The 26,798-nt window shown below is 55.0% G+C and carries 24 protein-coding genes; 17 read left to right on the top strand and 7 right to left on the bottom strand.

All coding sequences use genetic code 11. The annotated features are described in order from the left end of the window. Window positions 1-29: 29 nt before the first annotated feature. The 3 genes from flgG to ACZZ0G_RS20020 all read right to left on the bottom strand — a co-directional run bounded on the left by flgG (window position 30) and on the right by ACZZ0G_RS20020 (window position 3,470). Window positions 30-815 (bottom strand): flagellar basal-body rod protein FlgG, encoded by a 786-nt coding sequence (gene flgG, locus ACZZ0G_RS20030; RefSeq protein ID WP_007920118.1) that lies wholly within the window; start codon window positions 813-815, stop codon window positions 30-32. Window positions 816-860: 45 nt separating this feature from the next. Then, window positions 861-1,601: a flagellar basal body rod protein FlgF gene (locus ACZZ0G_RS20025; RefSeq protein ID WP_038363771.1), complete on the bottom strand. Its 741-nt coding sequence runs from the start codon at window positions 1,599-1,601 to the stop codon at window positions 861-863. A 300-nt stretch (window positions 1,602-1,901) separates the two neighbouring features. Then, window positions 1,902-3,470 (bottom strand): sigma-54-dependent transcriptional regulator, encoded by a 1,569-nt coding sequence (locus ACZZ0G_RS20020; RefSeq protein ID WP_463397229.1) that lies wholly within the window; start codon window positions 3,468-3,470, stop codon window positions 1,902-1,904. Between the two features lie 387 nt (window positions 3,471-3,857). Here ACZZ0G_RS20020 and phhA point away from each other — a divergent pair, with 387 nt between their 5' ends. From phhA to ACZZ0G_RS19990, 6 genes are all read left to right on the top strand, one after another. Next, complete coding sequence (gene phhA, locus ACZZ0G_RS20015; protein WP_007920123.1) at window positions 3,858-4,649, top strand: phenylalanine 4-monooxygenase; 792 nt, start codon at window positions 3,858-3,860, stop codon at window positions 4,647-4,649. Window positions 4,650-4,766: 117 nt separating this feature from the next. Continuing rightward, window positions 4,767-5,123, top strand: coding sequence for a 4a-hydroxytetrahydrobiopterin dehydratase (locus ACZZ0G_RS20010; RefSeq protein ID WP_003222798.1), 357 nt, complete (start codon window positions 4,767-4,769; stop codon window positions 5,121-5,123). Further along, a complete protein-coding gene (locus ACZZ0G_RS20005) occupies window positions 5,123-6,316 on the top strand; it encodes an amino acid aminotransferase (RefSeq protein WP_463557270.1) in 1,194 nt (397 codons plus the stop codon). Before ACZZ0G_RS20010 ends, ACZZ0G_RS20005 begins: the two co-directional genes overlap by 1 nt. A gap of 271 nt (window positions 6,317-6,587) precedes the next feature. Next, complete coding sequence (locus tag ACZZ0G_RS20000) at window positions 6,588-6,719, top strand: hypothetical protein (protein WP_263597615.1); 132 nt, start codon at window positions 6,588-6,590, stop codon at window positions 6,717-6,719. 34 nt (window positions 6,720-6,753) lie between these two features. Next, complete coding sequence (locus ACZZ0G_RS19995; protein WP_463557269.1) at window positions 6,754-6,972, top strand: hypothetical protein; 219 nt, start codon at window positions 6,754-6,756, stop codon at window positions 6,970-6,972. Window positions 6,973-7,086: 114 nt separating this feature from the next. Next, window positions 7,087-8,274: an MFS transporter gene (locus ACZZ0G_RS19990; RefSeq protein WP_463397231.1), complete on the top strand. Its 1,188-nt coding sequence runs from the start codon at window positions 7,087-7,089 to the stop codon at window positions 8,272-8,274. On the opposite strand, the gene arfB is transcribed toward ACZZ0G_RS19990, so the two are convergent. Then, window positions 8,271-8,684: an alternative ribosome rescue aminoacyl-tRNA hydrolase ArfB gene (gene arfB / locus ACZZ0G_RS19985; protein ID WP_007920134.1), complete on the bottom strand. Its 414-nt coding sequence runs from the start codon at window positions 8,682-8,684 to the stop codon at window positions 8,271-8,273. The genes ACZZ0G_RS19990 and arfB overlap by 4 nt on opposite strands. A 412-nt stretch (window positions 8,685-9,096) precedes the next feature. Here arfB and ACZZ0G_RS19980 point away from each other — a divergent pair, with 412 nt between their 5' ends. The 8 genes from ACZZ0G_RS19980 to queC all read left to right on the top strand — a co-directional run bounded on the left by ACZZ0G_RS19980 (window position 9,097) and on the right by queC (window position 19,806). Beyond that, the gene (locus ACZZ0G_RS19980; protein WP_011333757.1) at window positions 9,097-9,360 is read left to right on the top strand and encodes a PAAR domain-containing protein; all 264 of its coding nucleotides are present in this window, start codon (window positions 9,097-9,099) and stop codon (window positions 9,358-9,360) included. Window positions 9,361-9,477: 117 nt separating this feature from the next. Beyond that, window positions 9,478-14,076, top strand: coding sequence for an RHS repeat-associated core domain-containing protein (locus tag ACZZ0G_RS19975; RefSeq protein WP_463557268.1), 4,599 nt, complete (start codon window positions 9,478-9,480; stop codon window positions 14,074-14,076). Between the two features lie 36 nt (window positions 14,077-14,112). Next, window positions 14,113-14,604 carry a hypothetical protein gene (locus tag ACZZ0G_RS19970; protein WP_463557267.1) on the top strand — a complete coding sequence of 164 codons (492 nt, stop codon included), beginning with the start codon at window positions 14,113-14,115 and terminating at the stop codon, window positions 14,602-14,604. A gap of 322 nt (window positions 14,605-14,926) precedes the next feature. Then, window positions 14,927-15,343 carry a hypothetical protein gene (locus ACZZ0G_RS19965; RefSeq protein WP_463557266.1) on the top strand — a complete coding sequence of 139 codons (417 nt, stop codon included), beginning with the start codon at window positions 14,927-14,929 and terminating at the stop codon, window positions 15,341-15,343. Window positions 15,344-16,628: 1,285 nt separating this feature from the next. After that, on the top strand, window positions 16,629-17,030 hold the full coding sequence (locus ACZZ0G_RS19960; RefSeq protein ID WP_463557265.1) for a hypothetical protein: 402 nt from the start codon (window positions 16,629-16,631) through the stop codon (window positions 17,028-17,030). A gap of 415 nt (window positions 17,031-17,445) precedes the next feature. After that, on the top strand, window positions 17,446-18,177 hold the full coding sequence (locus ACZZ0G_RS19955; protein ID WP_463557264.1) for a hypothetical protein: 732 nt from the start codon (window positions 17,446-17,448) through the stop codon (window positions 18,175-18,177). A 263-nt stretch (window positions 18,178-18,440) separates the two neighbouring features. Beyond that, window positions 18,441-18,839 (top strand): hypothetical protein, encoded by a 399-nt coding sequence (locus tag ACZZ0G_RS19950; protein ID WP_463557263.1) that lies wholly within the window; start codon window positions 18,441-18,443, stop codon window positions 18,837-18,839. Between the two features lie 268 nt (window positions 18,840-19,107). Then, window positions 19,108-19,806, top strand: coding sequence for a 7-cyano-7-deazaguanine synthase QueC (gene queC / locus ACZZ0G_RS19945; protein WP_463557262.1), 699 nt, complete (start codon window positions 19,108-19,110; stop codon window positions 19,804-19,806). Between the two features lie 53 nt (window positions 19,807-19,859). Here the strand turns inward: queC and ACZZ0G_RS19940 are convergent, their stop codons facing one another. Together ACZZ0G_RS19940 and ACZZ0G_RS19935 are read right to left on the bottom strand one after the other, a co-directional pair. Further along, window positions 19,860-20,738, bottom strand: a complete 879-nt coding sequence (locus ACZZ0G_RS19940) for a queuosine precursor transporter (RefSeq protein WP_064119579.1) — start codon at window positions 20,736-20,738, stop codon at window positions 19,860-19,862. After that, a complete protein-coding gene (locus tag ACZZ0G_RS19935; RefSeq protein ID WP_463398681.1) occupies window positions 20,722-21,327 on the bottom strand; it encodes a helix-turn-helix transcriptional regulator in 606 nt (201 codons plus the stop codon). The genes ACZZ0G_RS19940 and ACZZ0G_RS19935 overlap by 17 nt, the downstream gene beginning before the upstream one ends. A gap of 532 nt (window positions 21,328-21,859) precedes the next feature. On the opposite strand from ACZZ0G_RS19935, the gene ACZZ0G_RS19930 reads away from it, so the two are divergent. Continuing rightward, window positions 21,860-23,209, top strand: a complete 1,350-nt coding sequence (locus ACZZ0G_RS19930; RefSeq protein WP_463557261.1) for a serine hydroxymethyltransferase — start codon at window positions 21,860-21,862, stop codon at window positions 23,207-23,209. A 68-nt stretch (window positions 23,210-23,277) separates the two neighbouring features. Here ACZZ0G_RS19930 and ACZZ0G_RS19925 read toward each other — a convergent pair whose 3' ends face one another. Beyond that, window positions 23,278-24,696: an amino acid permease gene (locus ACZZ0G_RS19925; RefSeq protein WP_463557260.1), complete on the bottom strand. Its 1,419-nt coding sequence runs from the start codon at window positions 24,694-24,696 to the stop codon at window positions 23,278-23,280. A gap of 893 nt (window positions 24,697-25,589) precedes the next feature. Here ACZZ0G_RS19925 and ACZZ0G_RS19920 point away from each other — a divergent pair. Continuing rightward, window positions 25,590-25,727 carry a hypothetical protein gene (locus ACZZ0G_RS19920; protein WP_003222780.1) on the top strand — a complete coding sequence of 46 codons (138 nt, stop codon included), beginning with the start codon at window positions 25,590-25,592 and terminating at the stop codon, window positions 25,725-25,727. Window positions 25,728-25,798: 71 nt separating this feature from the next. Next, window positions 25,799-26,764 carry a M29 family metallopeptidase gene (locus tag ACZZ0G_RS19915; protein ID WP_463557259.1) on the top strand — a complete coding sequence of 322 codons (966 nt, stop codon included), beginning with the start codon at window positions 25,799-25,801 and terminating at the stop codon, window positions 26,762-26,764. The last annotated feature ends 34 nt before the right edge of the window (window positions 26,765-26,798 follow it).

Genomic DNA, 26,798 nt, shown 5'->3' with positions numbered 1-26,798 from the left:
GCGACCTCATGGCCGCCTCATAGACTTGATTACAGATTCTGCGTTACGAACGAGAGCATCTGGTCGGCGGTGGAGATCACCTTGGAGTTCATCTCGTAAGCGCGCTGAGTGGTGATCATGTTGACCATCTCTTCCACGGTGCTGACGTTGGAGGTTTCCAGGGTGTTCTGCAGGGTGGTACCGAAACCGGCCAGACCCGGGGTGCCGACTTGCGGCGCGCCGGAAGCAGCAGTTTCCAGGAACAGGTTGTTGCCCACCGCTTGCAGACCGGCCGGGTTGATGAAGTCGGCGGTTTGCAGGTTGCCGATCACCTGAGAGGCGGCGTTGCCAGCGACAGTGATAGACACGGTGCCGTCACGGCCGACGGTGAAGGTCTGGGCATCGTTCGGAATGACGATGGCCGGTTCCAGAGCGAAACCGCTGGCGTTAACGATCTGGCCATTGGAATCGAGGTGGAAGGTACCGTCACGGGTGTACGACGTGGTGCCGTCCGGTTGCAGGATCTGGAAGAAACCGCGACCGTCGATGGCCATGTCCAGCGGCTGCTCGGTGGTTTGCAGGCTGCCGGCGGTGAAGTTCTTCTGGGTGCCGACAATGCGCACACCGGTACCCAATTGCAGACCCGACGGCAGTTCGCTGTCTTGAGTCGACTGGGCGCCTGGCTGGCGTTTGATCTGATAGAGCAAGTCCTGGAACTCGGCGCGATCACGTTTGAAACCCGTGGTCGACACGTTCGCCAGGTTGTTGGAAATGGTGGTCAGGTTGGTGTCCTGGGCGGACAGACCGGTTTTGGCAACCCATAGAGCCGGAAGCATTCGATTCTCCTCGTGCGCCTGTTTTTCGGCGCGACGTTCTGATAATTAGCTGATCTGCAAGACCCGAGCCATGGCCTGGTCGTCGTCTTTGGCGGTGTTCATCATCTTGACGTGCAACTCGAACTGCTTGGCCAGGGCCAGCACCGAGGTCATCTCTTCAACGGCGTTGACGTTGCTCGACTCAAGGAAACCCGACACCAGTTTGACGTTGGCATCGGCCTGCGCCGGCTGGCCGTCCTTGGTGTAGATCGAGCCGTCGAGGCCCTTGTTCATGTTCTTGATGTCCGGGTTGACCAGTTTGATCCGGTCGACTTCCGCCATGACGCGCGGGCCTTCGCCCATCGCACGAATACTGATGGTGCCGTCTTCACCGACTTCGATCTGCTGCTCGGGCGGCACGGCGATCGGGCCGCCATTGCCGATCACCGGCATGCCGTTGCCGGCGCGCAGCACGCCGAGGGCGTCAACGTTGAGGCTGCCGGTGCGCACGTAGCTTTCGCCGCCGTTAGGGTTCTGCACGGCAATGAAACCGTTGCCGGTCACGGCGACGTCGAGGTCACGGCCGGTCTGTACCAGCGAACCCGGGGTGAAGTCGGTGGCGGGCCGTTCGCTCATGGCAAACGCACGCGCCGGAAAGCTGTCACCGAACACCGGCATCGAACGCGCCTGCTCCAGGTCGCGCTGAAAACCGTTGGTGGAGATGTTCGCCAGGTTGTTGGCATGAGCCTTCTGCGCCAGCGCGTTCTGGCTGGCGCCGGTCATTGCCACATAAAGGTACTTGTCCACACTCTTTCCTCTGCATGCCGGACGTTTGCCGCCCACCGCTGTACTGCTGAGCCATAAGCAATTTGCAGACCAACTTTTTTCTGGCGGGCAAAGACCCGGTAAACAAAGGACTTGAGGGATGTAGCGGGGGAATTGGAAATGTATCGAAGTCGAAAAACCGGCGGTGTTATGCCGCTTCGCGGCAATCCCGGCTAATGATCGTTCCCGCGCTCCGCGTGGGGATGCAGCCCGGGACGCTCCGCGTCCGAAACCGGACGCAGAGCGTCCATTGAGGCATTCCCACGCAGAGCGTGGGAACGATCATTCGCTGCTGCCGGGGTCTTTGCCGACTTCGTATTCACGCAGCTTGTTGGCAATGGTGGTGTGCGAAACACCCAACCGCTTACCCAACTGCCGACTGCTCGGATGCTCGGAATACAAGCGCTCCAGCACCGCTTTCTCGAACCGCCCGACAATCTCGTCCAGCCCACCCTCCAGCGAGAAATCGCCAAGCGGCTGACGCACGCCGTAATCCGGCAGACGAATATGCTCGGCCTTCACCGTACCGCCGTCGCACAGCGAAACCGCCTGGAACAGCACGTTCTCCAGCTGCCGCACGTTGCCCGGCCAGTGGTAATGACTGAGCCGATCCATCGCCGCCGGTGCCAGTTTCGGGAGCGAGCAACCGATCTGCCGACTGGCCTGATCGAGGAAGTGCTCGACCAGCGGCGTCAGTCCATCAAGGCATTCGCGCAACGGCGGGATGTGCAGGGAGAGCACGTTCAAGCGGTGATACAAGTCCTGGCGAAATTCACCGCGCGCGCACAACTCCGATAAGTCCACTTGCGTCGCGCAAATCACCCGCACATCCAGATAAACCTCTTCATCACTGCCAACGCGACGGAAGCAACCGTCCTGCAGAAAGCGCAGCAGCTTCACCTGCAAGCGCGGGCTCATTTCACCGACGCCGTCGAGAAACAGCGTGCCGCCTGCGGTCAGCTCCAGCAGGCCGAGTTTGCCTTCGGCCCGCGCCCCTTCGAAGGCGCCGGGGCCGTAGCCGAACAGCTCGGTCTCGGCCATCGACTCCGGCAAACCTGCGCAGTTGAGCGCCATCAGCGGCGACTGTCCGCGCGGGCTGGCAAGATGACAGGCACGCGCGAGCAATTCCTTACCGGTGCCGGTTTCGCCTTCAATCAATAGCGGCGCATCCAGTGGTGCCATGCGCCGCGCTTCACGCACCACGGCGGCCATCACTTTCGAACTCTGGAAGATGCTGTCGAAGCCCCGCAGCTCCTGCTTGCGCACGTTGTAGATGCGCTCGCCAACGCGGTCGGCGCGATGCAAGGTCAGCACCGCGCCGGCCATGGCTTCGCTGTCATCGTGTTCCGATTGCAGCGGCGCGATATCGGCGAGAAAGACGTCGCCCTTGACCTTGACGCGCATGCCGTTGATTCGCGATTTATTGGCGCGCACCAGCTCTGGCAAGTCGAAATCTTCGGCGTAGCGCGACAGCGGAATGCCCGGCACCTCGTCCACTCGCACCCCGAGCAGCTGCGCCGCCGCGCGATTGGCAGCGACGATCGAGCCGCCCATGTCGATCGACAGCACCGGAAACTCCAGCGCACCGAGCAAGGCGTTCAATTCCATGTGCCGTCGTTCGCTGGGCATCAGCCCTACCCGCTTGACGCCGAACACCCCGGCGATCGCCTCGAACTTGGGGCGCAATGCCTGGAACTGGATGTTGATCAGGTTCGGGCAGTGCAGGTAGATCGCATTGCCGTGTTCGCCGCCGACCTCACCGCGTGCGACGTTGATCCCGTAGGCCACCAGCAGGTTGAGAATGTCGCGCAGGATGCCGATGCGGTTCTGGCAGTGGACTTTGATGCGCATAGGAGAAAACCCGCCAAACCAGTCATAAGGTTAAATACAAAACCTGTGGGAGCGAACCTGCTCGCGAAGACGGCGGCACATTCAACATTAATGTGTCAGGCAGATCGCATTCGCGAGCAGGCTCGCTCCCACAAGGGATAGCACCACGACTTTTCTGTCGAGGCGCGCAGATAGTTGTCAAGATTATGTGACAGCCACCAGGCTTTTCAAACCTGAAAATCACCGAAAATGCGCGACGGCGGCCAAACCGTAACGATAACTTTACGAATTAAAGAGAAATTTCCTACGCGCAGACGATTCAACCTACTGCACATCAACCCGCTCTCAGGTAATTCTGAGTCCATCGCTGGACATAACAAGAACGAATTCCCCTAGCAGGAGAGCAGCATGAAGCAGACGCAATACGTGGCCCGCGAGCCCGATGCGCAAGGTTTTATCGACTACCCCGCCGAAGAACACGCGGTGTGGAACACGCTGATCACTCGCCAGTTGAAAGTGATCGAAGGGCGTGCGTGCCAGGAATATCTGGACGGTATCGAAAAACTCGGTCTGCCCCACGACCGCATTCCGCAACTCGGCGAGATCAACAAGGTGCTCGGCGAGACCACCGGTTGGCAGGTCGCCCGCGTGCCGGCACTGATCCCCTTCCAGACCTTTTTTGAACTGCTGGCCAGCAAGCAATTTCCGGTCGCGACGTTCATTCGTACCCGCGAAGAGCTGGACTACCTGCAAGAGCCGGATATTTTCCACGAGATTTTTGGTCACTGCCCGCTGCTGACCAACCCGTACTTCGCAGAGTTCACTCACACCTACGGCAAACTCGGTTTGCAGGCCACCAAGGAAGAACGCGTGTACCTCGCGCGCCTGTACTGGATGACCATCGAGTTCGGCCTGGTCGACACCCCGCAAGGCAAGCGCATCTACGGTGGCGGCATCCTGTCCTCGCCGAAAGAAACCGTTTATTCGCTGTCGGACGAACCTGAGCATCAGGCCTTCGACCCGCTCGAAGCCATGCGCACGCCGTACCGCATCGACATCCTGCAACCGTTGTACTTTGTCCTGCCGAACCTTAAGCGTCTGTTCGATGTGGCCCATGAAGACATCATGGCCATGGTTCGCCAAGGCATGCAGCTGGGTCTGCACGCACCGAAGTTTCCGCCGAAACCAAAAGCCGCGTGAACCGCGACTTTTGCTGACAATTGAGCCTGTCAGTCGCCGCCACTTTGGTTTAGCGTGACGGCATTGACGGCCGACAAGCTTTAATAAAAAAAACACACTCGATTTCAGGAATACACCATGTCCACTTTGAACCAAGCCCACTGCGAAGCCTGCCGCGCCGATGCGCCACAAGTCAGCGACGAAGAACTGCCGATCCTGATCAAGCAGATCCCTGACTGGAACATCGAAGTGCGCGACAGCATCATGCAACTGGAGAAAGTTTTCCTGTTCAAGAACTTCAAGCACGCGCTGGCGTTCACCAACGCCGTCGGCGAGATCTCCGAGGCCGAAGGTCACCACCCGGGCCTGCTGACCGAGTGGGGCAAAGTCACCGTGACCTGGTGGAGCCACTCGATCAAAGGCCTGCACCGCAACGACTTCATCATGGCCGCGCGCACTGACGAAGTGGCCAAGACTGCAGAAGGACGCAAGTAATGCACTTCGACGCCATCGGCCGGGTACCCGGCGACCCGATCCTCGGCTTGATGGAGGCGTATGCGCAGGACAGCAATCCGCGCAAATTCGACTTGGGCGTTGGCGTCTACAAGGACGCTCAGGGCCTGACACCGATCCCGGAAGCGGTGAAAATCGCCGAAGCGCGGCTGGTCGAAAGCCAGGACACCAAGACCTACATCGGTGGCCACGGTAATCCGTTGTTCGGCAAAGTCATCAATGAGCTGGTGCTCGGCGCCGACTCGAAGCTGATCGCCGAACAACGTGCCGGCGCCACCCAGACGCCGGGCGGCACCGGTGCCCTGCGTCTGGCGGCCGACTTCATCGCCCAGTGCCTGCCGGGCAAAGGCGTGTGGCTGAGCAACCCGACCTGGCCGATCCACGAAACCATTTTCGCCGCGGCCGGGGTCAAGGTCAGTCACTACCCGTACGTGGGCAGTGGCAACCGCCTCGACGTCGACGCCATGCTCGCGGTGCTCAACCAAGTACCGAACGGTGATGTGGTGCTGCTGCACGCGTGCTGCCACAACCCGACCGGTTTCGATTTGAATCATGACGACTGGCAGCGCGTGCTCGATGTGGTGCGCGCGCGCAATCTGCTGCCGCTGATCGACTTTGCCTACCAGGGCTTTGGCGACGGTCTGGAACAGGATGCGTGGTCGACGCGGTTGTTCGCAGCTGAAGTGCCCGAGTTGCTGATCACCAGCTCGTGCTCGAAGAACTTCGGTTTGTACCGCGACCGTACCGGTGCGCTGATCGTCTGCGCAAAAACCGCCGACAAGCTCATCGACATCCGCAGCCAACTGGGCAACATCGCCCGCAACCTGTGGTCGACGCCGCCGGATCACGGTGCTGCTGTAGTCGCGACCATCCTCGCCGATCCAGAACTGAAAGCCCGTTGGGCCGATGAAGTGGAAGCCATGCGCCTGCGTATTGCGCAACTGCGCAGCGGCCTGGTCGAAGCGCTGGAACCGCATGGCTTGCGCGAGCATTTTGCGCATATTGGCGTGCAGCGCGGGATGTTCTCTTACACCGGGCTGTCGCCGGAGCAAGTGAAGCAACTGCGCGAGCATCACAGCGTGTACATGGTCAGCTCGGGCCGGGCGAACGTCGCCGGTATCGACGCCACGCGCCTTGCGCTGCTGGCCGAGGCCATCGCCAGCGTCTGCAAATAGTTACTGCAACACAAAACCCTGTGGGAGCGAGCCTGCTCGCGAAAACGGCGTGTCATTCAACGAAAATGTTGCCTGACACACTGCCTTCGCGAGCAGGCCCGCTCCCACATTTGTTTGTGGTGACCTTGGGGTTTTGCCCTCCCCTGCGGCCATCTGTCGCATTAATTTGAATTAAAAGTCTGATTGTCATTTTTCCTGCTGTATCCTGCGCAGGCTTTCTAAAAGCGCGGATCTACCAGATCTATCAACAGACTTAGCGAGGAGCGCAACCATGCACGAGATTCCTAATCTCCCCTTCCCAAGCCTGCACGTACCTGAGCAGACGACCACGCAACAAGCCGGTGCTCAACAGGCCGAGCCGAAAGAAGCTGTTGAGAGCCGCCCGGCCGACAACGAAGAGTAAGACCCGTCGTACAGACCGTGTGGAAAGCGCTAACATGCGCTTTCCACACTGCCTGAACCCCGAGCCCGCCATGACCGACGAATTCTCCGAAAGCCAAGCTGCCGTGCTGATCGGCGCGACCGAGAAAATGATCGAGATCTGGAATCGTCTCTCGCCCGAGAAACAAGCTGCCCTGCTCGCCCGTTTCGGCAGTGAAGAAAATGCCCTGGCTGCGCTGGTCACCACGCAACTGGTCGCCCCCGCCAAACCCTGAAGCGGCCTTCCGGCAAATAGTTTTACTTTTCCCGCCCGAGATCCGTCCGCGCCGGTATCATAAGCAGCCTATCTAATCTGCCGTTCCCGTGGATCGTTACCCATGTCGTCCTCTATGTCCGAGCCCCAGCGCCCCCTGGCGGTTACGCTGCAAGTCGTTTCCATCGTCCTCTTCACCTTTATCGGTTATCTGAACATCGGCATTCCGCTCGCGGTGTTGCCTGGCTATGTCCACAGCGACCTGGGTTTCGGCGCAGTAATCGCCGGGCTGGTGATCAGCGTGCAATACCTCGCCACCCTGCTCAGCCGTCCGTACGCCGGCAAGATCATCGACAACCAGGGCAGCAAACGCGCGGTGATGATTGGCTTGGCCGGTTGCGGCTTGAGCGGTGTGTTCATGCTGATTTCGGCGTGGACTCCGAGCATGCCAATGCTCAGTTTGATCAGCCTGTTGATCGGTCGACTGGTGCTGGGCAGCGCGGAAAGCCTTGTCGGCTCCGGCTCGATTGGCTGGGGCATTGGCCGCGTCGGTGCAGCGAACACGGCGAAAGTGATTTCCTGGAACGGCATCGCCAGTTATGGCGCACTGGCCGTCGGCGCCCCGTTCGGCGTGTGGCTGGTCGGCCAGCTGGGCTTGTGGAGCATGGGCGTCAGCATCATCTTGCTGGCGATTCTTGGTCTGGCACTGGCGTGGCCGAAAACCGCCGCACCGATTGTCGCCGGCGAACGCCTGCCGTTCATGCATGTGCTCGGCAAAGTGTTTCCCCACGGTTGCGGTCTGGCGCTGGGCTCGATCGGTTTCGGCACCATTGCCACCTTCATCACCCTGTATTACGCCACCCAGCATTGGGACAACGCCGTGCTGTGCCTGAGCCTGTTCGGCGCCAGCTTCATTGGTGCGCGACTGCTGTTCGGCAACCTGATCAACCGTCTCGGCGGCTTCCGTGTGGCGATTGCCTGCCTGTCGGTAGAAACCCTTGGCCTGCTGCTGTTGTGGCTGGCACCGGACGCGCATTGGGCGTTGGCCGGTGCAGCGTTGAGCGGGTTTGGCTTCTCGCTGGTATTCCCGGCGCTGGGTGTGGAAGCAGTGAACCTGGTGCCGGCCTCCAGCCGTGGTGCGGCGGTCGGTGCTTATTCGCTGTTCATTGATTTGTCGCTGGGGATCACCGGGCCGTTGGCCGGGGCGATTGCGGCGGGATTCGGTTTTGCCTCGATCTTCCTCTTCGCCGCCCTCGCCTCGCTAAGCGGATTGGCACTGAGCGTGTATCTGTACAAGCACACCGCCAAGTACCGCGAAGACTAGAAATCCACCTTGCCGCGCCCGGCCTTGATGCTGCCGCGCTTGGTTTTCGATTCGAGTCGGCGCTTCTTTGAGCCGAGGGTCGGCTTGGTCGGCCGGCGTTTCTTTTCCACTTTGGTGGCGCTGAGGATCAGCTCGACCAGGCGCTCCAGCGCGTCGGCACGGTTGGCTTCCTGCGTGCGATATTGCTGGGCCTTGATGATCAACACGCCGTCGCTGGTGATGCGACTGTCGCGCAGCGCCAGCAGCCGCTCCTTGTAAAACTCGGGCAAGGACGAGGCCGGAATGTCGAAGCGCAGGTGCATGGCGCTGGAGACCTTGTTGACGTTCTGCCCACCGGCGCCTTGCGCGCGAATGGCTGTCAGTTCGATCTCGGCATCCGGCAAATGCACGTTGTTGGAAATCACCAGCATGGAAAAGCGTCCGTAATCAGAATGCGCAGGATACCGCGAAACAGACCTCGAACCTGCTGAAGATCCACCCTAGGCCTTCGCTTGTTCGGAGCCGCCCAACTGCGCAACTTCTTGCGCACCTGTCGTCGAAAAAACGCCCGCCAATCGCCTGCAGCCCATGTCACACGGGCCCTGTAGCCGAGTGCGCAAGAAGTTGCACAGCACTGCGCAACTTCTTGCGCACTTTGAGGCGGTTTCCCCAGTAAAAATCGATTTATCCCGCAGTCATTCGGCACAAACCCTTGCTGCGTAATGGCCATATAGTGGCTGGCACGGATTTTGATATCAAATCGGCACTAACGCCTGCTGAACGCAGGCAGGAAAGACAGGGTAGCTCGCCGAGCCAGCCACCCTCGGTCAAAGGAATGACGCAATGAAAGACGCAATTCGCTTGGGCGACTCCACCACTCACGGTGGCAAAGTCCTCGAAGCCTTCTCCCGCACCGACCTCAACGGCAAGCCGATTGCCGGGGTCGGGCACAAGGTCAGTTGCCCGCTGTGCAAAGGGATTTTCCCGATTGCCGAGGGCAGCAGCACCTACACCGTTGATGGCACCCCCATCGCACTGGACGGCATGAAAACCGCCTGCGGCGCCGCGCTGATCGCCAGTGGCCCGAAAGGCGCTGTCGTCAGCTAATCGCGTTTTTTCACTTTGATGCGTACCTCTGAGAGGCGGCTTGTTGTCGCGCGCTCGTTGAGGTCTTCAACTTTTTGTCCTCAAAGCCCGGCCATTGTTGGCGGGTGAGATGCCGTGATGACCACTGAAACTGCCGTCGCAACACGTGAGCCCCAAGCCGCCATCGTTCCACTCAATGCCATCGACGTTCAGGACGTCGCCAGCAGTGCGGCGGCTTTCGATGCCTGGCTGCAATCCGCCACCGATGGTGTGGTCACGCTTGACCGGATCAAGAACTACGCCGGTTTTTTGCCGGTGGTCGGTAACATCATGGCGCTGGTCGATGCGCTGAGTGACATTGTCACCCTGTCGGACGCCAAGCAACGCGACTTGCTCACGTGGGCCAGCCTTGGCATCAACCTGATCGGCGTATTGCCGTTGCCGCCGTCGATGGCAGCGGCGCGCATGACCCTGCGGCCGACGCTGTTTCTGGTACGTCAGGAGATGAGGGCCAGCGGCAAGTTGTTGCTCAGCACCTCCGTGATCGAGGTGCTGGTCGGTCACCTGAACGCCTCGATCATCGGCACCCTCGATGACTTTGTTGAGCAAGCCAAAGGCAAGTTACCGGGGATTCTGGCGGACGCTGGCAAGCTCGGCGAACAAATCATCAACGAGATTGCCACCGGTATCGAAACAACGGCCCTTGGCCGGCTGGATGCCAAGGGTGATCTGGAGGAAGCCAGCGCAAGAGCAAGCGTCGGGCGCGGCCAACTGCTCAACGACCCCCTCGCGACGGCCGACAACTTTTTAGCGGCTGCCAACAGCGCCTTGAAAGCGGCAGGCAAAGGGATGGTCAACAGCGTCGCGCAGAACCTGCTGCCGAACGAGCTCCAGAAACAGATCACCACCGAGACCGGCAAACTGCGCGCGATGGGCCCGGAACTGCGCACGCAGTTGAGCAAGCTCGACGATAAAAATGTGCAGAACTCCATCGGCTGGCTGCTGCAGATCCTCTCCAGTGCCGTGATCCTGTGGCGCAAGCGCAATGCCCATGGCCAGAACGCCGCGGTCCATACCGAGAAGACCGGTAAGGCCACCCACACGGCAGCGGAAGGCGAATTGGGTGTTAACAACAAGCAAGCCCCAGCGAAAAGCGCGCCCAATCCGGAGAAAGGTCCCTGTAAATGCGCCACTGAATTCAGCATCAACTTTGCCTTGGGTTCGGAAAGCCTCAGCCATACCGATTTCAGCCTGCCCGGCCCCTTCCCGATCGAATGGACGCGCACCTACAACTCACGCCTCGACGCTTACGATCAGAGCGAACTCGGCGCTCGCTGGATCAGTGAATTCACCACACGTTTTGACTGCGTGGACGATGGTCTGACGTTCTACGGCGCCGACGGCCGCGACCACAGCTACCCACTGCCTAAAGTCGGCCTGTTCCACTACGACGCCATCGAAAACATCACCCTGGTCCGCAACAGCGAAGACCAGTTGTTGCTGTGCCGTGGTTTCGAACGCAAGGAAACCTACGTCCGCCGTGGCCAGCGTTTTGTGCTGAGCAATATCTCGCTGCGCAACGGCGCCGGGATCATGCTGCATTACGAGCATCGACACGGCGAACACTCGGTGCTCTCCGACCTGATCACCTATCAGGAAAACGACTTCACCAAAGTCCATTTGCACCTCGGCACGATGATCGACGATCACGGCCGGTTTATCGGCCTTTGGCAGATCGTTGACGGCGAACCACTGCGCCAGCTCTGCGCCTACCAGTACGACGCCTATGGCGACCTGATTCAGGCGCAGGACGAGAACGGTGCAGTCTGGTCGTATCAGTTCGAGCATCACCTGATCACCCGCTACACCGACCGCACCGGGCGCGGCATGAACCTGCAGTGGGACGGTTCGAGCGCCAAGGCCAAAGCCGTGCGCGAATGGGCCGACGACGGCAGTTTCGACACGCGTTTGGAATGGGACGAAAACATTCGTCTGACCTACGTCACTGACGCGCTCGGCAACGAAACCTGGCACTACTACGACATCCTTGGCTACACCTACCGCATCCGTTACGCCGACGAGCGTTCGGAATGGTTCTTCCGCGACGAGGCGAAGAACATCGTGCGCCGTGTGAATGCCGACGGCAGCACCGATCGCTACAGCTACGATGAACGCAGCAACCTGCTCGAACACATCCGCGCCGACCACACGGTAATGCATTACGCCTACGATGATCAGGATCTGCTGATCAAGATCAGCGATGCCGAGGGCGGTCAGTGGCAGCGCGCCTATGACGACCAAGGCAATCTGGTCGAAGCGCTCGATCCGCTGGGTAACAAAACCGAATACGCCTACAACAAATCCGGCCAGCCCACCGCGATCAAGGACGCCAACGGCAACGAAAAGACGTTGGACTACAACGACGCCGGGCAACTGGTGGAGTACGTCGATTGCTCGGGCAAAACCAGCGCGTGGGAGTACAACGAACTGGGGCAGATGATCTGCTTCACCGACGCTGCCGGCAACGCCACCGAATACCAATACAAGGCCGGCCAACCGGTGCTGATCAAGCACCCGGACAAGACCGAAGAGCGCTTTGAGCGCGACGCCGAAGGTCGGTTGTTGGCGCACGTTGATGGACTTGATCGTTGCACCACGTGGAGCTACAGCGCCGCCGGTTTGATCGCCGAGCGTGTCGATGCCGCCGAGCAAACCCTGCGCTATCGCTGGGACCGTCTCGGACGGTTAACGGCTTTGGAAAACGAAAACGAACAACGAGCGCACTTCCACTACGACCCGGTCGGTCGTCTGCTCGAAGAGCGCGGTTTCGACGGCCGCAGCACGCGCTATCAGTACGACCCACTCACCGGCCGCCTCGCGCAATCGATCAATGGCCAACGCGTCATCTCTTTGAGCTTCGACCCGATGGGCCGCTTGACCGAGCGTCGCGCCACTCTGGGCGACCAGTCGCAAAGCGAAACCTTTGCCTACGATGGCAACGGCAACCTGGTGCTGGCCGACAACGCCGACAGCCGTCTGCAATGGTTTCACGACCCGGCCGGCAATCTGCTGCGCGAACACCAACATTACCTCGGTCTGGAAAAACCTACCGTCGCGATCTGGCAGCACGAGTACGACGTGCTCAACCAACGAGTCGCCAGCGTGCGCCCGGACGGCCACCGCGTCAGCTGGCTGACGTACGGCAGCGGTCACCTGCTCGGCCTGCGCCTCGATGAACACGAACTGATCGGCTACGAACGCGACGACCTGCACCGCGAAGTCGCCCGCCATCAAGGCAACCACCTGCTGCAAACCCAGAGCTGGGACCCGGCCGGCCGCTTGCAAGAGCAACTGCTGGGACGCAGCGACGACAAATCCACCCTGCTCAAACGCGAGTACACCTACGACGCGGCCGGCCAACTGACCGACATCAACGACAGCCGCCGCGGGCCGCTCGCCTATCGTTACGATCCCGTCGGCCGACTGCTCAGCGCTACCACACGTCAAGGCGTGGAAACCTTCGCCTTCGACCCGGCCGGCAACCTGCTCGACGACAACGCGACAGAGATTCGCCGCCCGCTGGACCTGACCCCACCGCGCAGCAAACTCGTGGACAACCTGCTGCGTGAATACGCCGGCACCCACTACGACTACGACGAACGCGGCAACCAGATCCAGCGCTGGCATAACGGCCAACGCAGCGACCTGCGCTGGGACCTGTTTGATCGACTAGTGCATTTCGAAGACCCGCGCCTCAGCGTTGATTTCGCCTACGACGCACTGGGACGCCGCCTGCACAAAAACTCGCGCGCGCACTACAAACAGCGTCCTGAAGCAGGCTCTCTCTGGAACAGAAACGAACACGCGCGCAAACAACGCGAACTCGGCTGCGGCTTCACCTTGTACGGTTGGGATGGCGACAACCTCGCCTGGGAAAGCAGCCCGGCACAAAGCGATGGGGAACCGGGTCGCACGGTGCACTACGTCTTTGAACCGGGCACTTTTGTCCCTGTGGCACAGGCTGTGCGGCACGCGCCGATCGATCTGATTGGGCTGCCGGATTACAGCGGTGAATACAGCCTTGATGAAGATCCAGTGTGGAATCACAAGGCAACGGCGTTACCGTTTGATGCGTTGGCCTGGTACCAGTGTGATCACCTCGGCACGCCGCAGGAATTGACGGACTCGCACGGCAACATGGCGTGGACCGCGCAATACAAGGCGTGGGGACAGGTGACGGAGCAACGTTCGGAATGGGCGCGGCAACATGGCGTGATCAACCCGATACGGTTCCAGGGGCAGTATCACGATCATGAGACGGGGCTGCATTACAATCGGTATCGGTACTATGATCCGGGGGTTGGTCGGTTTATTAGTCAAGACCCGATAGGTTATTCGGGCGGTTTGAATCTTTACCAATATGCTCCAAACCCAAGTGGTTGGATTGATCCGTTAGGACTGGCAAAACATGATCCAAACGGTGCATATTGCCGAAACCTACAACAAAAAATGATCAATGTTCGGCAGAGCCTAGACAAACGATGGCAGGAACTGCAATCCGATGATCAGGGGTTGCCTGAATATATTGGCCCAGGAGAAAAGTTATTCCAAACGCGCAGAGGTCATAGAACCCTCATAAATAGGGAAGACCAAAATATACGGCGTCTTGAAGCTGAGTACGATGAGCAGTGCGGCGGTAACGAAAAGCCATCTTGCTCCTGCCGATTGAAAAAGTAGAAGTCTATCGTTGATTACAAAAATGAAGAGGCAGTAATGGAAGAGCTAAGAAAAGCACTATATGAGATAGAAGGAAAGGGCGCGCGCAAGCGGATAATGAAGCTCGCAACTGAATATGACCGACTGGCAATGGGGCATGATACATTCCCTCAAATATGTTTTGACCTGATTATAGAAATACTATCGACCGAAGAGCTTTTCAATAAACCGGGAATGGATGTATTTCTGATGAATATTTCAACGGATACAGAAAGGCTGTCGAAGGAGCGAAAGCAAAAACTGCTGGATACTATCCGAGATAACTACTCAAAATATGCCAATTTGGAATTTTGCTGGATTGCAGGAGACATGCTCGCACGTTATTTTGATCGCGAATATGTAATGTATGTCTTCGACACTCTATTTACCAAGTCAACATCTGAGGGTAAGGAAGGTATTGCTCTAGGCTTGGATATAATTGCGAAGCACTCCAAGCGAGATCCAAGCATCATGAAAAAAATTGAAAACATCCTGAATAACCCCAAATAAAACTGGTTGAAATCTATAAAAAAACTATAAGCAAAGAGCCGTATAACAATATGAGGGCATTCTTTGAAATAAAAGCCTTGATTTTTTGGATCTCAAGACGTCACGCTTGCGCAATATCAATTGTGGAGGAGATAAAGACAAAAATTCAGCGCGGGTTATGGCTTAATAGCAATTCGACGCCCCCTCGACGCTGGACATTTTTTGAATATTTCCTGATCGTTGTCTAACCCTTAAAAATTGTTGAATAAAAACGCAGCATGCAGTTTTTAACCCTTTAGTAAAAAATTAACTTTAATGTTGTCACGGCATGTGGAGAAAGACAATGACGTCAGCGTTTTCAAGCAAGCTTTCCAATTCCCCCCCGAGAGTTTTACAGCTTTACGCATCAACACTTTTGCAGACTTATTGCACAGCCAAGTCTTTTCAGCACTGCGCCATCAACGACTTGATAGCACACCTGAACAATTACCCTGAAAACCATACCCTAAGTGAATGGGAGAAAATGGGCGCCTTGTTGCCACTTAATGGGAGGGGCGATGATATGCCATCAGATCTTAGTGAATCGATCCCAGCACAAGATATGGAAGATTTTTGCCAGATTGTGGATAGCGCGGTCGAGGTGGGGATAGTCGATTTGTATGGCGCACCAACCGACCTGCCGGTGAAGTTCATAGAAAAGATGTCCTTGATTCTCAGCAGAAATAAAATTGATCTCCCCCCAGTTTTAGCAAGAGAGTAAAATCAACATGAGTGCAAGCGGATGCATATAAAATCCTGGCTAAGCGTTTCATACCTATATGCCATAAAAGCTATCTATACCTAAACGCTTACCATGCACCCACTGTTCGAAATGCCGGAGACTCCGCTTCCACTATTCCCCGCTACCTGTCCTGTTACTCATATCAAAGCAGCAGGCAAAAATCCGGCAGCGCGAAAGCAAGAGAACATATTACTTTTATTAATTTCATATGCTGACTGAGCTTTGACAAATAGGACAGGGAGTCTGTGTGCGGTTGTTTTTGGATTAAACAGCTTTTCTGAGGCAGTCTTCTATAAACATGGGTGCTGCAAATGAATATAGATCCTTATAAAAGAGAAGTTCTTTATAGAAAGGTTCAAGGAAAAAACTGCTTAGTCACTATCAAGAAAAGTTAGCCTCACTTGTAGGGCTACCTTTTGATGGATCGCTGCTTTTAAGTTTACCGGAAACAGATAGCGTAATCGCAGCGCTAATGACGAAGCGCGAGATCTCCTGTGTGCGCAAAGAATATTCGTTATCCACTGAAGCAATTAACTTTTCTTCGTCAGCAATCGAGAATCGGAAATACTATTTGTTAATAGATGAGGACTGGAAATATTGTGGAGCCTACATGCTCGCAAGCGGCGCTTCCCTATGTGCGAGCTTTGATTTTGATAAATCCAAAAGTGACGAGATCAGGTTAATTGACGCCGAACTTTCTATGCAAATCTCTGTTGACTATAGTGAAATTTGCGAAGAGAACATATTTGAATGCTGTATAAAAAAATATGAGTAAGCGACAGGAAATACTTGATGTTCTTGATAAGTTTTTAAGCGATATTTACGAAGAGGCTTCGAGGCATCTAAATATTGTATTAAAAAGAAATTACGGTTACTACGAGTATTCGGGCGATAGATTCAGTGCCTACTTGACGTTTCTTCCTAGTGAAGTAGACTATTATTCGACGGAGAGGAGGTTGATGCTGAAAACTTTATTACTCCTTGGATTTGTGTACCTCCGATGGAGAAGTACTTGGTAGGAAAATAGTATCTGCAAGTGGAAATTCTGCCGAGATCGGGGTGATATTGGCCTCTACTGGTGAGCCCGTCCTTACACAGTTATTAGCGTTCTTGAATAACAGCATTACCGTTTATTCGCTGGAAAGGTCCACGATCAAAAAAAGTATGGATTGCTGACACTGATACCTACGGCGAATATATGAGCAACATAAGAGTGGGCAGGAAAAAATATAAACTTTAAATCTTTGAAGTGCAAGGATGCTAAATGATTACGTCTGCTGAAGAATTTGTCGCGCTGCGCGATAGTGAAATAAAAGTCGATCATGATCGAGCAGCAATGGAAGAGGCTCCTCTTTCAGTGTGGCGCGAAGTAATTGAAAGATTTCCTGAGCATAGAAGATGGGTGGCTCACAATAAAACAGTACCACTGGAAATTCTTGAAGAGCTATGTGCGTTCGATGCCAGTGTCCGACGTTTCGTTGCATCCAAGCGAAAATTATCACTTACATTGTTCGAGCGACTTTCCTTGGATCCCTGCTCCGTGGTGAGAGGTGCAATAGCTGCAAATAGAAAAACACCTATCGAAATTCTTGAAAAGCTGCTCAATGATGAAAGCGAGAACGTTGCAAGAGTGGCGGAGTGTAATTACAAAGAAAGAAAGCCTTGATTGTGCGGCCTTGAAGTAGATCTTGCGGAGCATATAGGGGGTGGATCATATGGTCAAAAAACCAACATACACCGTCTACCCCTAACAAGATCGGCACCCTAACATCTGTTCTTGATCCGCGAGCCGTCTATTTTAATTCAAGTAAAGTGCCTCAGGGTTGATAATCCGCCCGAACTAATACTATATTAGCTTACAAAAAGCCCTGACCATATATGATTTCTACTGATTCCGATAAGCTGATTTAGCTGTTTATAGCTGGGATGGATAATCTCCACGTCGCCTAGCTTGGCTTATTAAATTTCTTGAATATAGTCCACCCCTGAAAAAATTAAGATAATGTCACCCCCTCCTTTTCTAACGATTTAAATGAAGAACATTAGTTATATGAGAACCAAGATTAAAAAGGGTAGCCACAATGAAAACCATCGTTGATATCGGGTCTGTTCTTGCTACCAAATCTGGCGGGTTTCACTTTGATAACTCATGCGACTCATTATGGTATCTGGCTACAGGCTATGATTACGGGTCGATCTTTGATTATTTGGCTCCAATTTTCTTTCGATATAATATATATACCGTACTTGCTACCGAACTCGATTCAAGTAGCAGTATTGCGAAAAAACTAGGCCTACATAAAAGAGCATTTGGAAAGCTTGGTTTGGCCGCGACGAACAAAAGAAGACATCTCGAATTAAACTTAGACATTGAGGGGAAGCATAATTTCTGCGACCTCTCAACCGTCTCCAGTAGCGAAGAGATAAAAACACTTTTGAAAGCCATATACAAAGGATGGAGTGCGTTAATATTTTTGTCAGAGATGGAGTTGGATGAAAATGATAAAAAAGAGGTCCTCAGTGTAATTGCTGAGATTTATGGAACTTCAGGTACAGACTTCTCTCAAGCTTCCTCATTAAATTTATTTCATAAAGTGTTAGCAGTACTATTTTCGAAAAAATGCATTGTTATCATGCTAGGTGAAGATCACTCTGACACTCGAGCAATATTAATCTCTGGCCCTGCCGAACAGATAGTAGAATTTTCAGAGCTTGCGAATAATTTTGCTGAAGCCGACTCCGACCCTACTCCAACACCGTTAACTCGTGAATTTACACTTAAAACTCCTTTTGTGAGAAGGCGTATGTTTTAGATATAAATAAAATCGTAAAAAATTGCATTACCCTCTTCGCGCGCCAATGGTTATTTTGACTATTGTGTACAAGCACAAAGAATCTCTCGTGAAAAGACAAGTTATTGAAGATTAATAAAACGAAGTCTGTCCCTGGTAGAATCGACAACCTTTCATCTGGTCATGACACGGGGTGCCATCCACCTCGAATCAAGTGCAGCTCATCTGAGATGAGGAGTAACCCAATCAGGTATGCAATACTCACCACCCTTAGGTAGGTAGATATGACACTGTCTATGGAACAAGTAAGCAAGGTTTCGGAGGCCTTTCATCGTTTTGAAGATGGGTTAATTATTTCTTTCGAATTTTTTTACCTTCCCAATGAACCCCTTGCCGCGCAAGTAATATTCCATGCCAGAGATCATAGAGTTAAAGGCAACGTATGGAAGAAAGTAAAGATGATAGTGGGGGCGGTGGAGGAGTTAAGTGCAAAAATCAAAGGCAATCAGTTTAACTCAATATGCTCTGGGGTTAGGATCTTGAAATTTGACGACGTCTGGTGTGTGGAAATTGATGGAAATTACGACATGGATGCCGCCCCCTCTTCACTTGCCCAGATACGCGAGGATGGAGAGCTTTACATAATTGGCCGACAGATAAAAATCCTCGAGATTGAAGACTGATTTTTATCGGTTTAGTTTTCGAAAAATCGAACCGTTGCGGAACTTCGTCCCGCGTGAGCATCCGCCACGGGACGCGCTAACCGCGATCTAGCGTTTGCACCTTTGAGCACCTGCAAGGAGAGGAAATCCTCGAGGACTAGCCTCACTCCACTTTAAGATAGCCGCTCACGGACTCACGCGCGCCTCTGGACTCTGCACCGAACTCCATCCCTATTTCGAGTATCATCTCCACCTTTGCCCCCAAGACCTCAATGCAGGAAGCATAACCATGACCAACAAAGCAGTTATCGTATTCAGCGGCGGGCAGGACTCCACCACGTGTTTGATCCACGCCCTGACCCATTACGATGAAGTCCACTGCATCACGTTCGACTATGGTCAGCGTCATCACGCTGAAATTGAAGTGGCACAGCAGCTGTCGAAAAAGCTCGGTGTGACCGTGCATAAAACGCTGGATGTGTCCTTGCTCAATGAGCTGGCCATCAGCAGCCTGACCCGCGATAACATTCCGGTCCCGACCGTGAACAGTTCCGGCGAGAGCCTGCCAAGCACCTTTGTTCCGGGGCGGAACATTCTGTTTCTGACCTTGGCTTCTATCTATGCCTATCAAGTCCAGGCCAAAACCGTCATTACCGGTGTCTGTGAAACCGACTTCTCGGGCTATCCCGATTGCCGGGATGAATTCGTCAAGGCGTTGAATAAAGCCCTTGAGTTAGGCATGGATTACAAGCTGCAACTGGATACGCCATTGATGTGGATGAACAAGGCCGAGACCTGGGCCTTGGCTGATTACCACCATCAACTGGATCTGGTTCGCGAGGAGACCCTGACTTGCTATAACGGCATCAAAGGCACTGGATGTTCCGATTGCGATGCCTGTAATCTTCGCGCAAAAGGCTTGAATGAGTTCCTGAACAATAAAGTACAGGTGACTCAACGCTTGAAAGAGAAACTTGGCTTAAAGTAATACTGCAACAACAAGCGCTCACTCAAGCATGCTGAGTGAGCGCCCTCCTCTGCTTACTGCGTCTGCGCACCCGTCAGGTATTTCTTGAACAATGATCTTGCGCCGTAGGCCGGCAAGATATTAAAGAAGGCAAAACCTACCTTGATTGCGATCTGAACGTAGATCATGCCCAGTATCGCGCTATTTTCCATCGTTCCGTAAAACGCGATATAGCAGAACAGAAAACTGTCGATGATCACGGCAAACAATGTGCTTAAAAACACTCGCAAGAACAGAAATCTGGAATTTGTCAGCTCTTTAATCTTGCACAACAGATACGAGTTTATGTTCTCGGAAACCAGAAACGATACAGAAGACGCTACAAGGACTGCCGACAACTGACTGATAACGTCATTGTAAGCCCCATCGAGCTTCCAACCCGGCAGACCCGGAAGATGGGTCGTGATGGCCAGCAGAATGATAATTGCGGCGTTGCTGATGAACGCGAACAGAATCGCTTTTCGCGCGAGCCTCAGGCCAAACGTTTCGTTGAGCAAGTCAACGATCAGAAACGTCAGCGGATAGAGGAAGGTGCCCGGCGTTACGACAATATCGAAATACTCGAGGTAGATCGGTTTTGTCGCAGCAATACTGGTGAAGATGTAAAGCGTGAACAGCATCAGGTTCAGGATGATGTAGATCATCCAGGAACTCTCATGCCGGTCATTGATTTCGTAAGCGGTGAGTGCGCCGCCCTGGGAGTAAAACTTCTTGTAGAGGTTTTTCACTTCGATTTTATTCAGATTATCCATAATCTCACTATTCAACACTTCACTTAGCTTTATTTTAATTATTTTGCCTGTCGCAATGACCATGATAACGGCCAGGCTTTTTCCATTTTCGAATCCCAGCAACTTGTACTTGCTGTTTTCCAACTCAACACTGCAATCCATTAAATCGTTCCTCGATTACATCTCCGATCACGCATACACGATCCGTATCAAAGTTGCCTTCATGGCTTATAGATAACTTCGCTGTGATTTTGTCATACACCAGCTTTTCCCTGTCGCTGGTCGATGCTCCTTTCTGCACGATTAATAGATCGCCGGGTTCATTCAGGCCGCTGATTTCGTTTTCCAAAAGCACGCCAATCAGGTTAAAGGACGAGCCAAAGTAGTAAGTCAATGGATAGATAGTAGCTAACTCGCCAATTCTTTTATCCAGACTTTGCAGCAGCATACTTTCTTTAATCACCGGAACAGCGGCCGGATTCATATTCCCCTGTGGCGAAATACTGCTTTCGATGATTTCCTTTTCTTCAAAATCAATCGTCTCTATTTCCTCGTAAGACACGCCGAAGAAATCAGAAATCTTGCGCACAGTGGACTGTTGTACATTGACCACCTTGCCTTCAAGAATGTTATAGATGGTCGTGCGGGTCAAACCACTGGAGTGGCACAGGGACAACTGAGTTTCCCCGCGACTCTTGATCAGGTATTTGATGTTGTTCTTCAGATTCTCCGATCTTTCTCTTCTGTGCATCACATGCTTACCATCCGTTGTTAACTGCAATCAATGCCACGCCCCGAATGATCATTCCGGACATACACAAGTGAGGTAGGAAATTGCAGTTATATCCCTGTCAGTGCCGCGCAGGATCATAGCATTCTCCCTCCTTGGATTCGGTATAAAAAGTCAGCTTTCACAGGCTGCTTCCGCCAACGTGCGGGGTCATTTCAGCCTCCGTACTGACTCGTCAGTTCCTGTCGACCTCCACCCGAGGCCTGAAAATCGGCACCGGGCAACGCCTGTTTTACACCCGCAGCGACTACAAAAAGAATCATTTTCTTTGAAGAATGTTCATTTTTCTGATTAATTCTGTGGCGTTCCTCAGTGAAAAATTTATGATGCGTCAATCCCGCGTCCCATTCTCGAGAGTGAAAGGTCGAAAAAACGGGCGGCCTGTACAGGGTTTAGTTTTGCACGCACAGCGGTCAAAACACGGATTCGCCTGTACAGATCTGGCAAGCAAGGACATGCGCAAATCACGCAAAACCAGGGAAGGAATCAAGCAATGGCAGTCATTACTGAACCGCTCAATCACCAGGCTGACTTGCTGCGACGCGGCCTGGCGGATCTTCGCGCAGAAGACGCCGAACTGGCGGCGATTCTCGACGCTGAAGTCACGCGTCAACAGCACACGCTTTCGTTAGTCTCCTCCTCCTGCGCAGTGCAGCCACGAACGTTGGTGGCATCCGCGTCAGTGCTGGTCAACGTGACTGCTGAAGGCATGTCCGGTAAGCGTCACAGCGCAGGATGCGAGAACGTCGAGCGGGTCGAATCAATGGCCATCCGCAGGGCGCGGGAACTGTTCGGTGCGCAATACGCCAACGTGCAGCCACACTCAGCGTCGAACGCCGTTTACCAGGTGCTCACCTCCTTGCTAGAGCCGGGCGATACCTTGCTCGGCATGGCGGTGGAGCACGGCGGTCATCTGACGCATGGTAGCCTGGCCGCGTTTTCGGGTGCCTACTACAAGGCGATCCAGTACGGCACGACAGCAGACGGCCTCATCGATTACGACAAGGTTTGCCTGCTCGCACTCGCCCATCGCCCACGCGTCATCCTCTGCGGCGCCACCGCCTATTCGCGGGTGGTGGACTTCAAGCGCTTTCGCGCAATTGCCGATGAAGCCGGGGCCATCCTGCTCGCCGACATTTCGCACATCGCCGGGCTTGTCGCCACCGGTCGCCATCCAAGCCCGATCGATGCCGCCCACGTCACCGTCACTTGCACGCACAAGCAACTGGCCGGTCCTCGCGGTGGCGTGATTCTCAGCGGTGCTGATGCGAACACCAAGATTCCCGGTTTGCGGACCACATTCAGTCGCCTGCTGGATCAAGCCGTTTACCCGCGAATGCAGGGCGCGCCGGCCGCCAACATGATCGCGGCGAAGGCTGCCGCGCTGGGTTACGCAATGTCCGCAGAATTCGATACCTGCATGGCGCAGATCCGCCGTACGGCGGATGAAATGGCCAATGCGTTTCAGGCCAAGGATTATGAAGTGGTCGGCGGCTGCAGTGAAAACCATACGGTTCTGGTTCGCTTGCGCGGTGGCATCACGGGCGCTATCGCGGAGGCGGCGCTGGGGCACTGCGGGATCATTGTCAGCAAACATCGCGTACCCGACGATCCCCGCTCGGCACTGGTTACCAGCGGGCTGCGTATCGGCACCGCTGCTCTGGCGCAACGCCGGGTCGATGTCCACGGCAGCCGCCAGATCGTCGATTTGATCGTGCGGATTCTGAACACGGTGGCGCCGCTCGGCGAACAGGATTACACCCTGGAACCCCTGCTCCTCGCGCAGTTTCGCTCAGAGGTCGAAACCCTGTGCAGGGACTATCCTTTCACCGACTATCAATAGCGCCCCAACATTTGCGGCCATAAAAAAACCCGGCACTCAGGCCGGGTTTTGTGTTTCTGCGTCAGCGCTTACTTGACAGCACCTGCCGCGTGCACGGCCTGCTGCGCACCGCGCTTGTTCTTGATCACGTAGCAGACCCACATGAACACGACCCACACCGGAATCGCATACACCGAGATCTGAATGCCCGGGATCAGCAGCATCACGCCAAGGATGAACGCGACGAACGCCAGGCAGATGTAGTTACCGTACGGATACCACAGCGCCTTGAACAGCGGCGTCTGCTGGGTCTTGTTCATGTGCTGACGGAACTTGAAGTGCGAGAAGCTGATCATCGCCCAGTTGATCACCAGCGTTGCAACCACCAGCGACATCAGCAGTTCCAGCGCATGTTGCGGGATCAGATAGTTGAGCAGCACAGCGACCAGCGTCACCGCCGCCGAAGCCAGAATCGAACGCACCGGTACACCGCGCTTGTCGATCTTCGCCAGACCTTTCGGCGCATCACCCTGCTCGGCCATGCCCAGCAGCATGCGGCTGTTGCAGTAGGTGCCGCTGTTGTACACCGACAACGCGGCGGTCAGCACCACAAAGTTGAGGATGTGCGCGGCGGTGTTGCTGCCGAGCATCGAGAACACTTGCACGAACGGGCTGCCGCTGTACGAATCGCCGGACGCGTTGAGGGTTGCCAGCAGGCTGTCCCATGGGGTCAGCGACAGCAGGATCACCAATGCACCGATGTAGAAAATCAGAATCCGGTAGATCACCTGGTTGATCGCTTTCGGGATCACGGTCTTCGGTTTGTCGGCTTCAGCAGCGGTGAAACCGAGCATTTCCAGACCGCCGAAGGAGAACATGATGATCGCCATGGCCATCACCAGACCGCTCACGCCATTGGGGAAGAAACCACCGTGCGACCACAGGTTTGTCACCGAAGCCTGCGGGCCACCATTGCCGCTGACCAGCAGGTAGCTGCCCAGCGCAATCATGCCAACGATCGCCACAACCTTGATGATCGCGAACCAGAACTCGGCTTCACCGAAGACTTTGACGTTGGCCAGGTTAATCGCGTTGATCAGCACGAAGAAGGCTGCCGCAGAAACCCAGGTCGGAATGTCCGGCGCCCAGTAGTGGATGTATTTGCCGACCGCGGTCAGCTCCGACATGCCCACCAGAATGTACAGAATCCAGCAGTTCCAGCCCGACAGGAAACCGGCAAAGCCGCCCCAGTATTTGTGCGCGAAATGGCTGAAGGAACCGGCCACCGGCTCTTCGACGATCATCTCGCCGAGCTGGCGCATGATCATGAAGGCGATGAAGCCGCAGATGGCGTAGCCGAGGATCATCGACGGGCCGGCGGATTTCAGTACCCCGGCCGAGCCGAGGAACAATCCGGTACCGATCGCGCCACCGAGGGCGATCAGTTGAATGTGGCGATTTTTCAGGCCGCGTTTCAGCTCGCCTGATTGCGAGGGTTGTCCACTCATGAAAAAGGTCTCACGCAAGGTTTGATGGTGTTCAGTAGACGTTGCTGCAAGGTTGCGATTTCAGGCAGCCCCGATCAAACCCCAGCGCAGGCACCAGGAGTTCAGCTTATTTACAACGGTCATGCGTCACCTGTTTGTTTTTATCTGTGACGAAATCGAACCCGAAACGCTTGTGGCGCCACGGAGTGAACAAGGCGGATAGCCTTGAGATTTGCGCGATTACGCAGAGGGTCACAGTTAAAACGCGGCGCATTGTACACCGCTAACCCCCCGCTGCCAGACCCCGCTGGATCAGCGTGTCGGTTGCCGGGATTGCGTGTGTCCGCCACGAAACACTCGAGCGGCTGCAAAAATTGAGTCAGGCCTTTGCAGGCCATCGGCGTGGACGAGGAAAAAACCGTCCCACGGAGAGAGGTGGAGATCAGTCACGGCGTTCATTGCGCCTCCTTCTTGTTATGCACCTGCACGACAGGCATGGGGCGCATCTCACCCTGCAAACGCCGCTGAAACAAGCGCGCCAGAGCCTTGCGCAGCGCCCGGCTGAGCAGGCTTCGGCAGCTTTTCCTTACAGCCTCCATGGAGGGTTGCATTCACTCGGCTTTTCCGGCTTTTTCGTAAACATTTCTTTACGCCGCGTAACGCAGAGTTTCCATTTCAGAAATTTCTGTCAGACGTCTGCAAATTGACGGTAGCAAGCTTGCTAATGAAACTCGCGGCTTAGTTTTTTGTTTTCAAATAAGAAAACTGCCGCCGAAAAACAGAATAAAAAGTCTATTTAAAAATTAAATGAATAATTTTTTGCATTACAAAAAACCCTGAACTAGGTTCTTCACGTCTCGCCGGCCACCTCGACCGGCCAGTCACAACCGTGAAAGTCATCTAGGAGATCGACCATGCAAGCACTGGAAAAAGACTTGGATACCGAACTGCAACTGGACGAATGGTTTGAAGCACCGACCCACGAGGCGGCTGTAGAAATGATGCAAGCCGATGCGGTAGTTCCGTTCGGCACGGCGATGTGGCCTCTGTAAGACATCTCCGGGCAGGCACGATCCGGCCGGTCGTGCCTGCCACTTTCTTCACGGTCAGTCAGGGAGGACTCATGGATAAGCCCCGCGCGATCTCGCATTTCCTTTACTACCTCGAACACCACCCTGCCCTTGCCGGTCTCGACTCGGCGAAGGTACTGCTCGGCCACACGGCGGATTACGAAGCGCTGACCGGCGCCATCGCCGAACAGGCCGGCGATCATCCTCGTTTCCAGTTCAGCGCCCGACGTCTGGACCTGGAAAGCACTGCAGCGCTGACTTCGGCAATCACCGACAGCGATCTGTACATTTTCTTCTACGACTCTTCTACCCTGCCCAATCCGCGCCCAGACGGCCCGGATTTCGTCCGCGCGCTGCAAGCGGTGATGGCGGAAAACTGGAAGAAGTCGCTGCTGTTCAAGGATTACGGCGATTATTTCTACGACACCTTCAGCGTCACCCCGCAGCGCATAGCTGGCCTGAACAGTCACCTGATTCAGCGCATGTCCCAGGCGACCACGCTGAGTTTCAAGGACGACGACGGCTCATGGTTTGAAACGCCGCTGAGCAGCATCAAGAAATGGACCGACATCAACGGCGTCGGCAACTTCGACCTGGCCCCCGGCGAAATCGCCACGCACAGCGAGGCCATTAACGGCCATGTGAAATTCAAGGGCACGTTCCTCAGCACCATTCCGTTTGCGCGCAAGTACGGCGTGCTGGAATCGCCGCTGGAGTTGTGGATCGAGAACTCGACCATCAGCCGCATCGCCACCGACGTGCCGGGGCTGGAGCATGATTTCAACAAATATCTGGACGCCAATCCGTCGAACCGGCGCATCGAGGAGTTGGGGATTGGCACCAATGAAGGCGTGAAGGATCTGTATGCGCGCAATGCCGGGTTTGAAGAGCGGCATTGTGGGTTGCATCTTGGGTTGGGCGGTGGCGCCAAGGGTAGTCATCACCTGGATCTGATCTTTTCGGGCGGGGTGTTGGCGCTGGATGACAAGCCGGTGTTTGACGGGCGCTTTGTGTTTTAGGGCCGGCACCTGATCGTTCCCACGCTCCGCGTGG

The sequence above is a fragment of the Pseudomonas sp. AC169 genome (genome assembly GCF_979258515.1).
The sequence above is the reverse complement of the archived record's forward strand: the minus strand, read 5'-3'. Positions and strand labels throughout refer to the sequence as shown.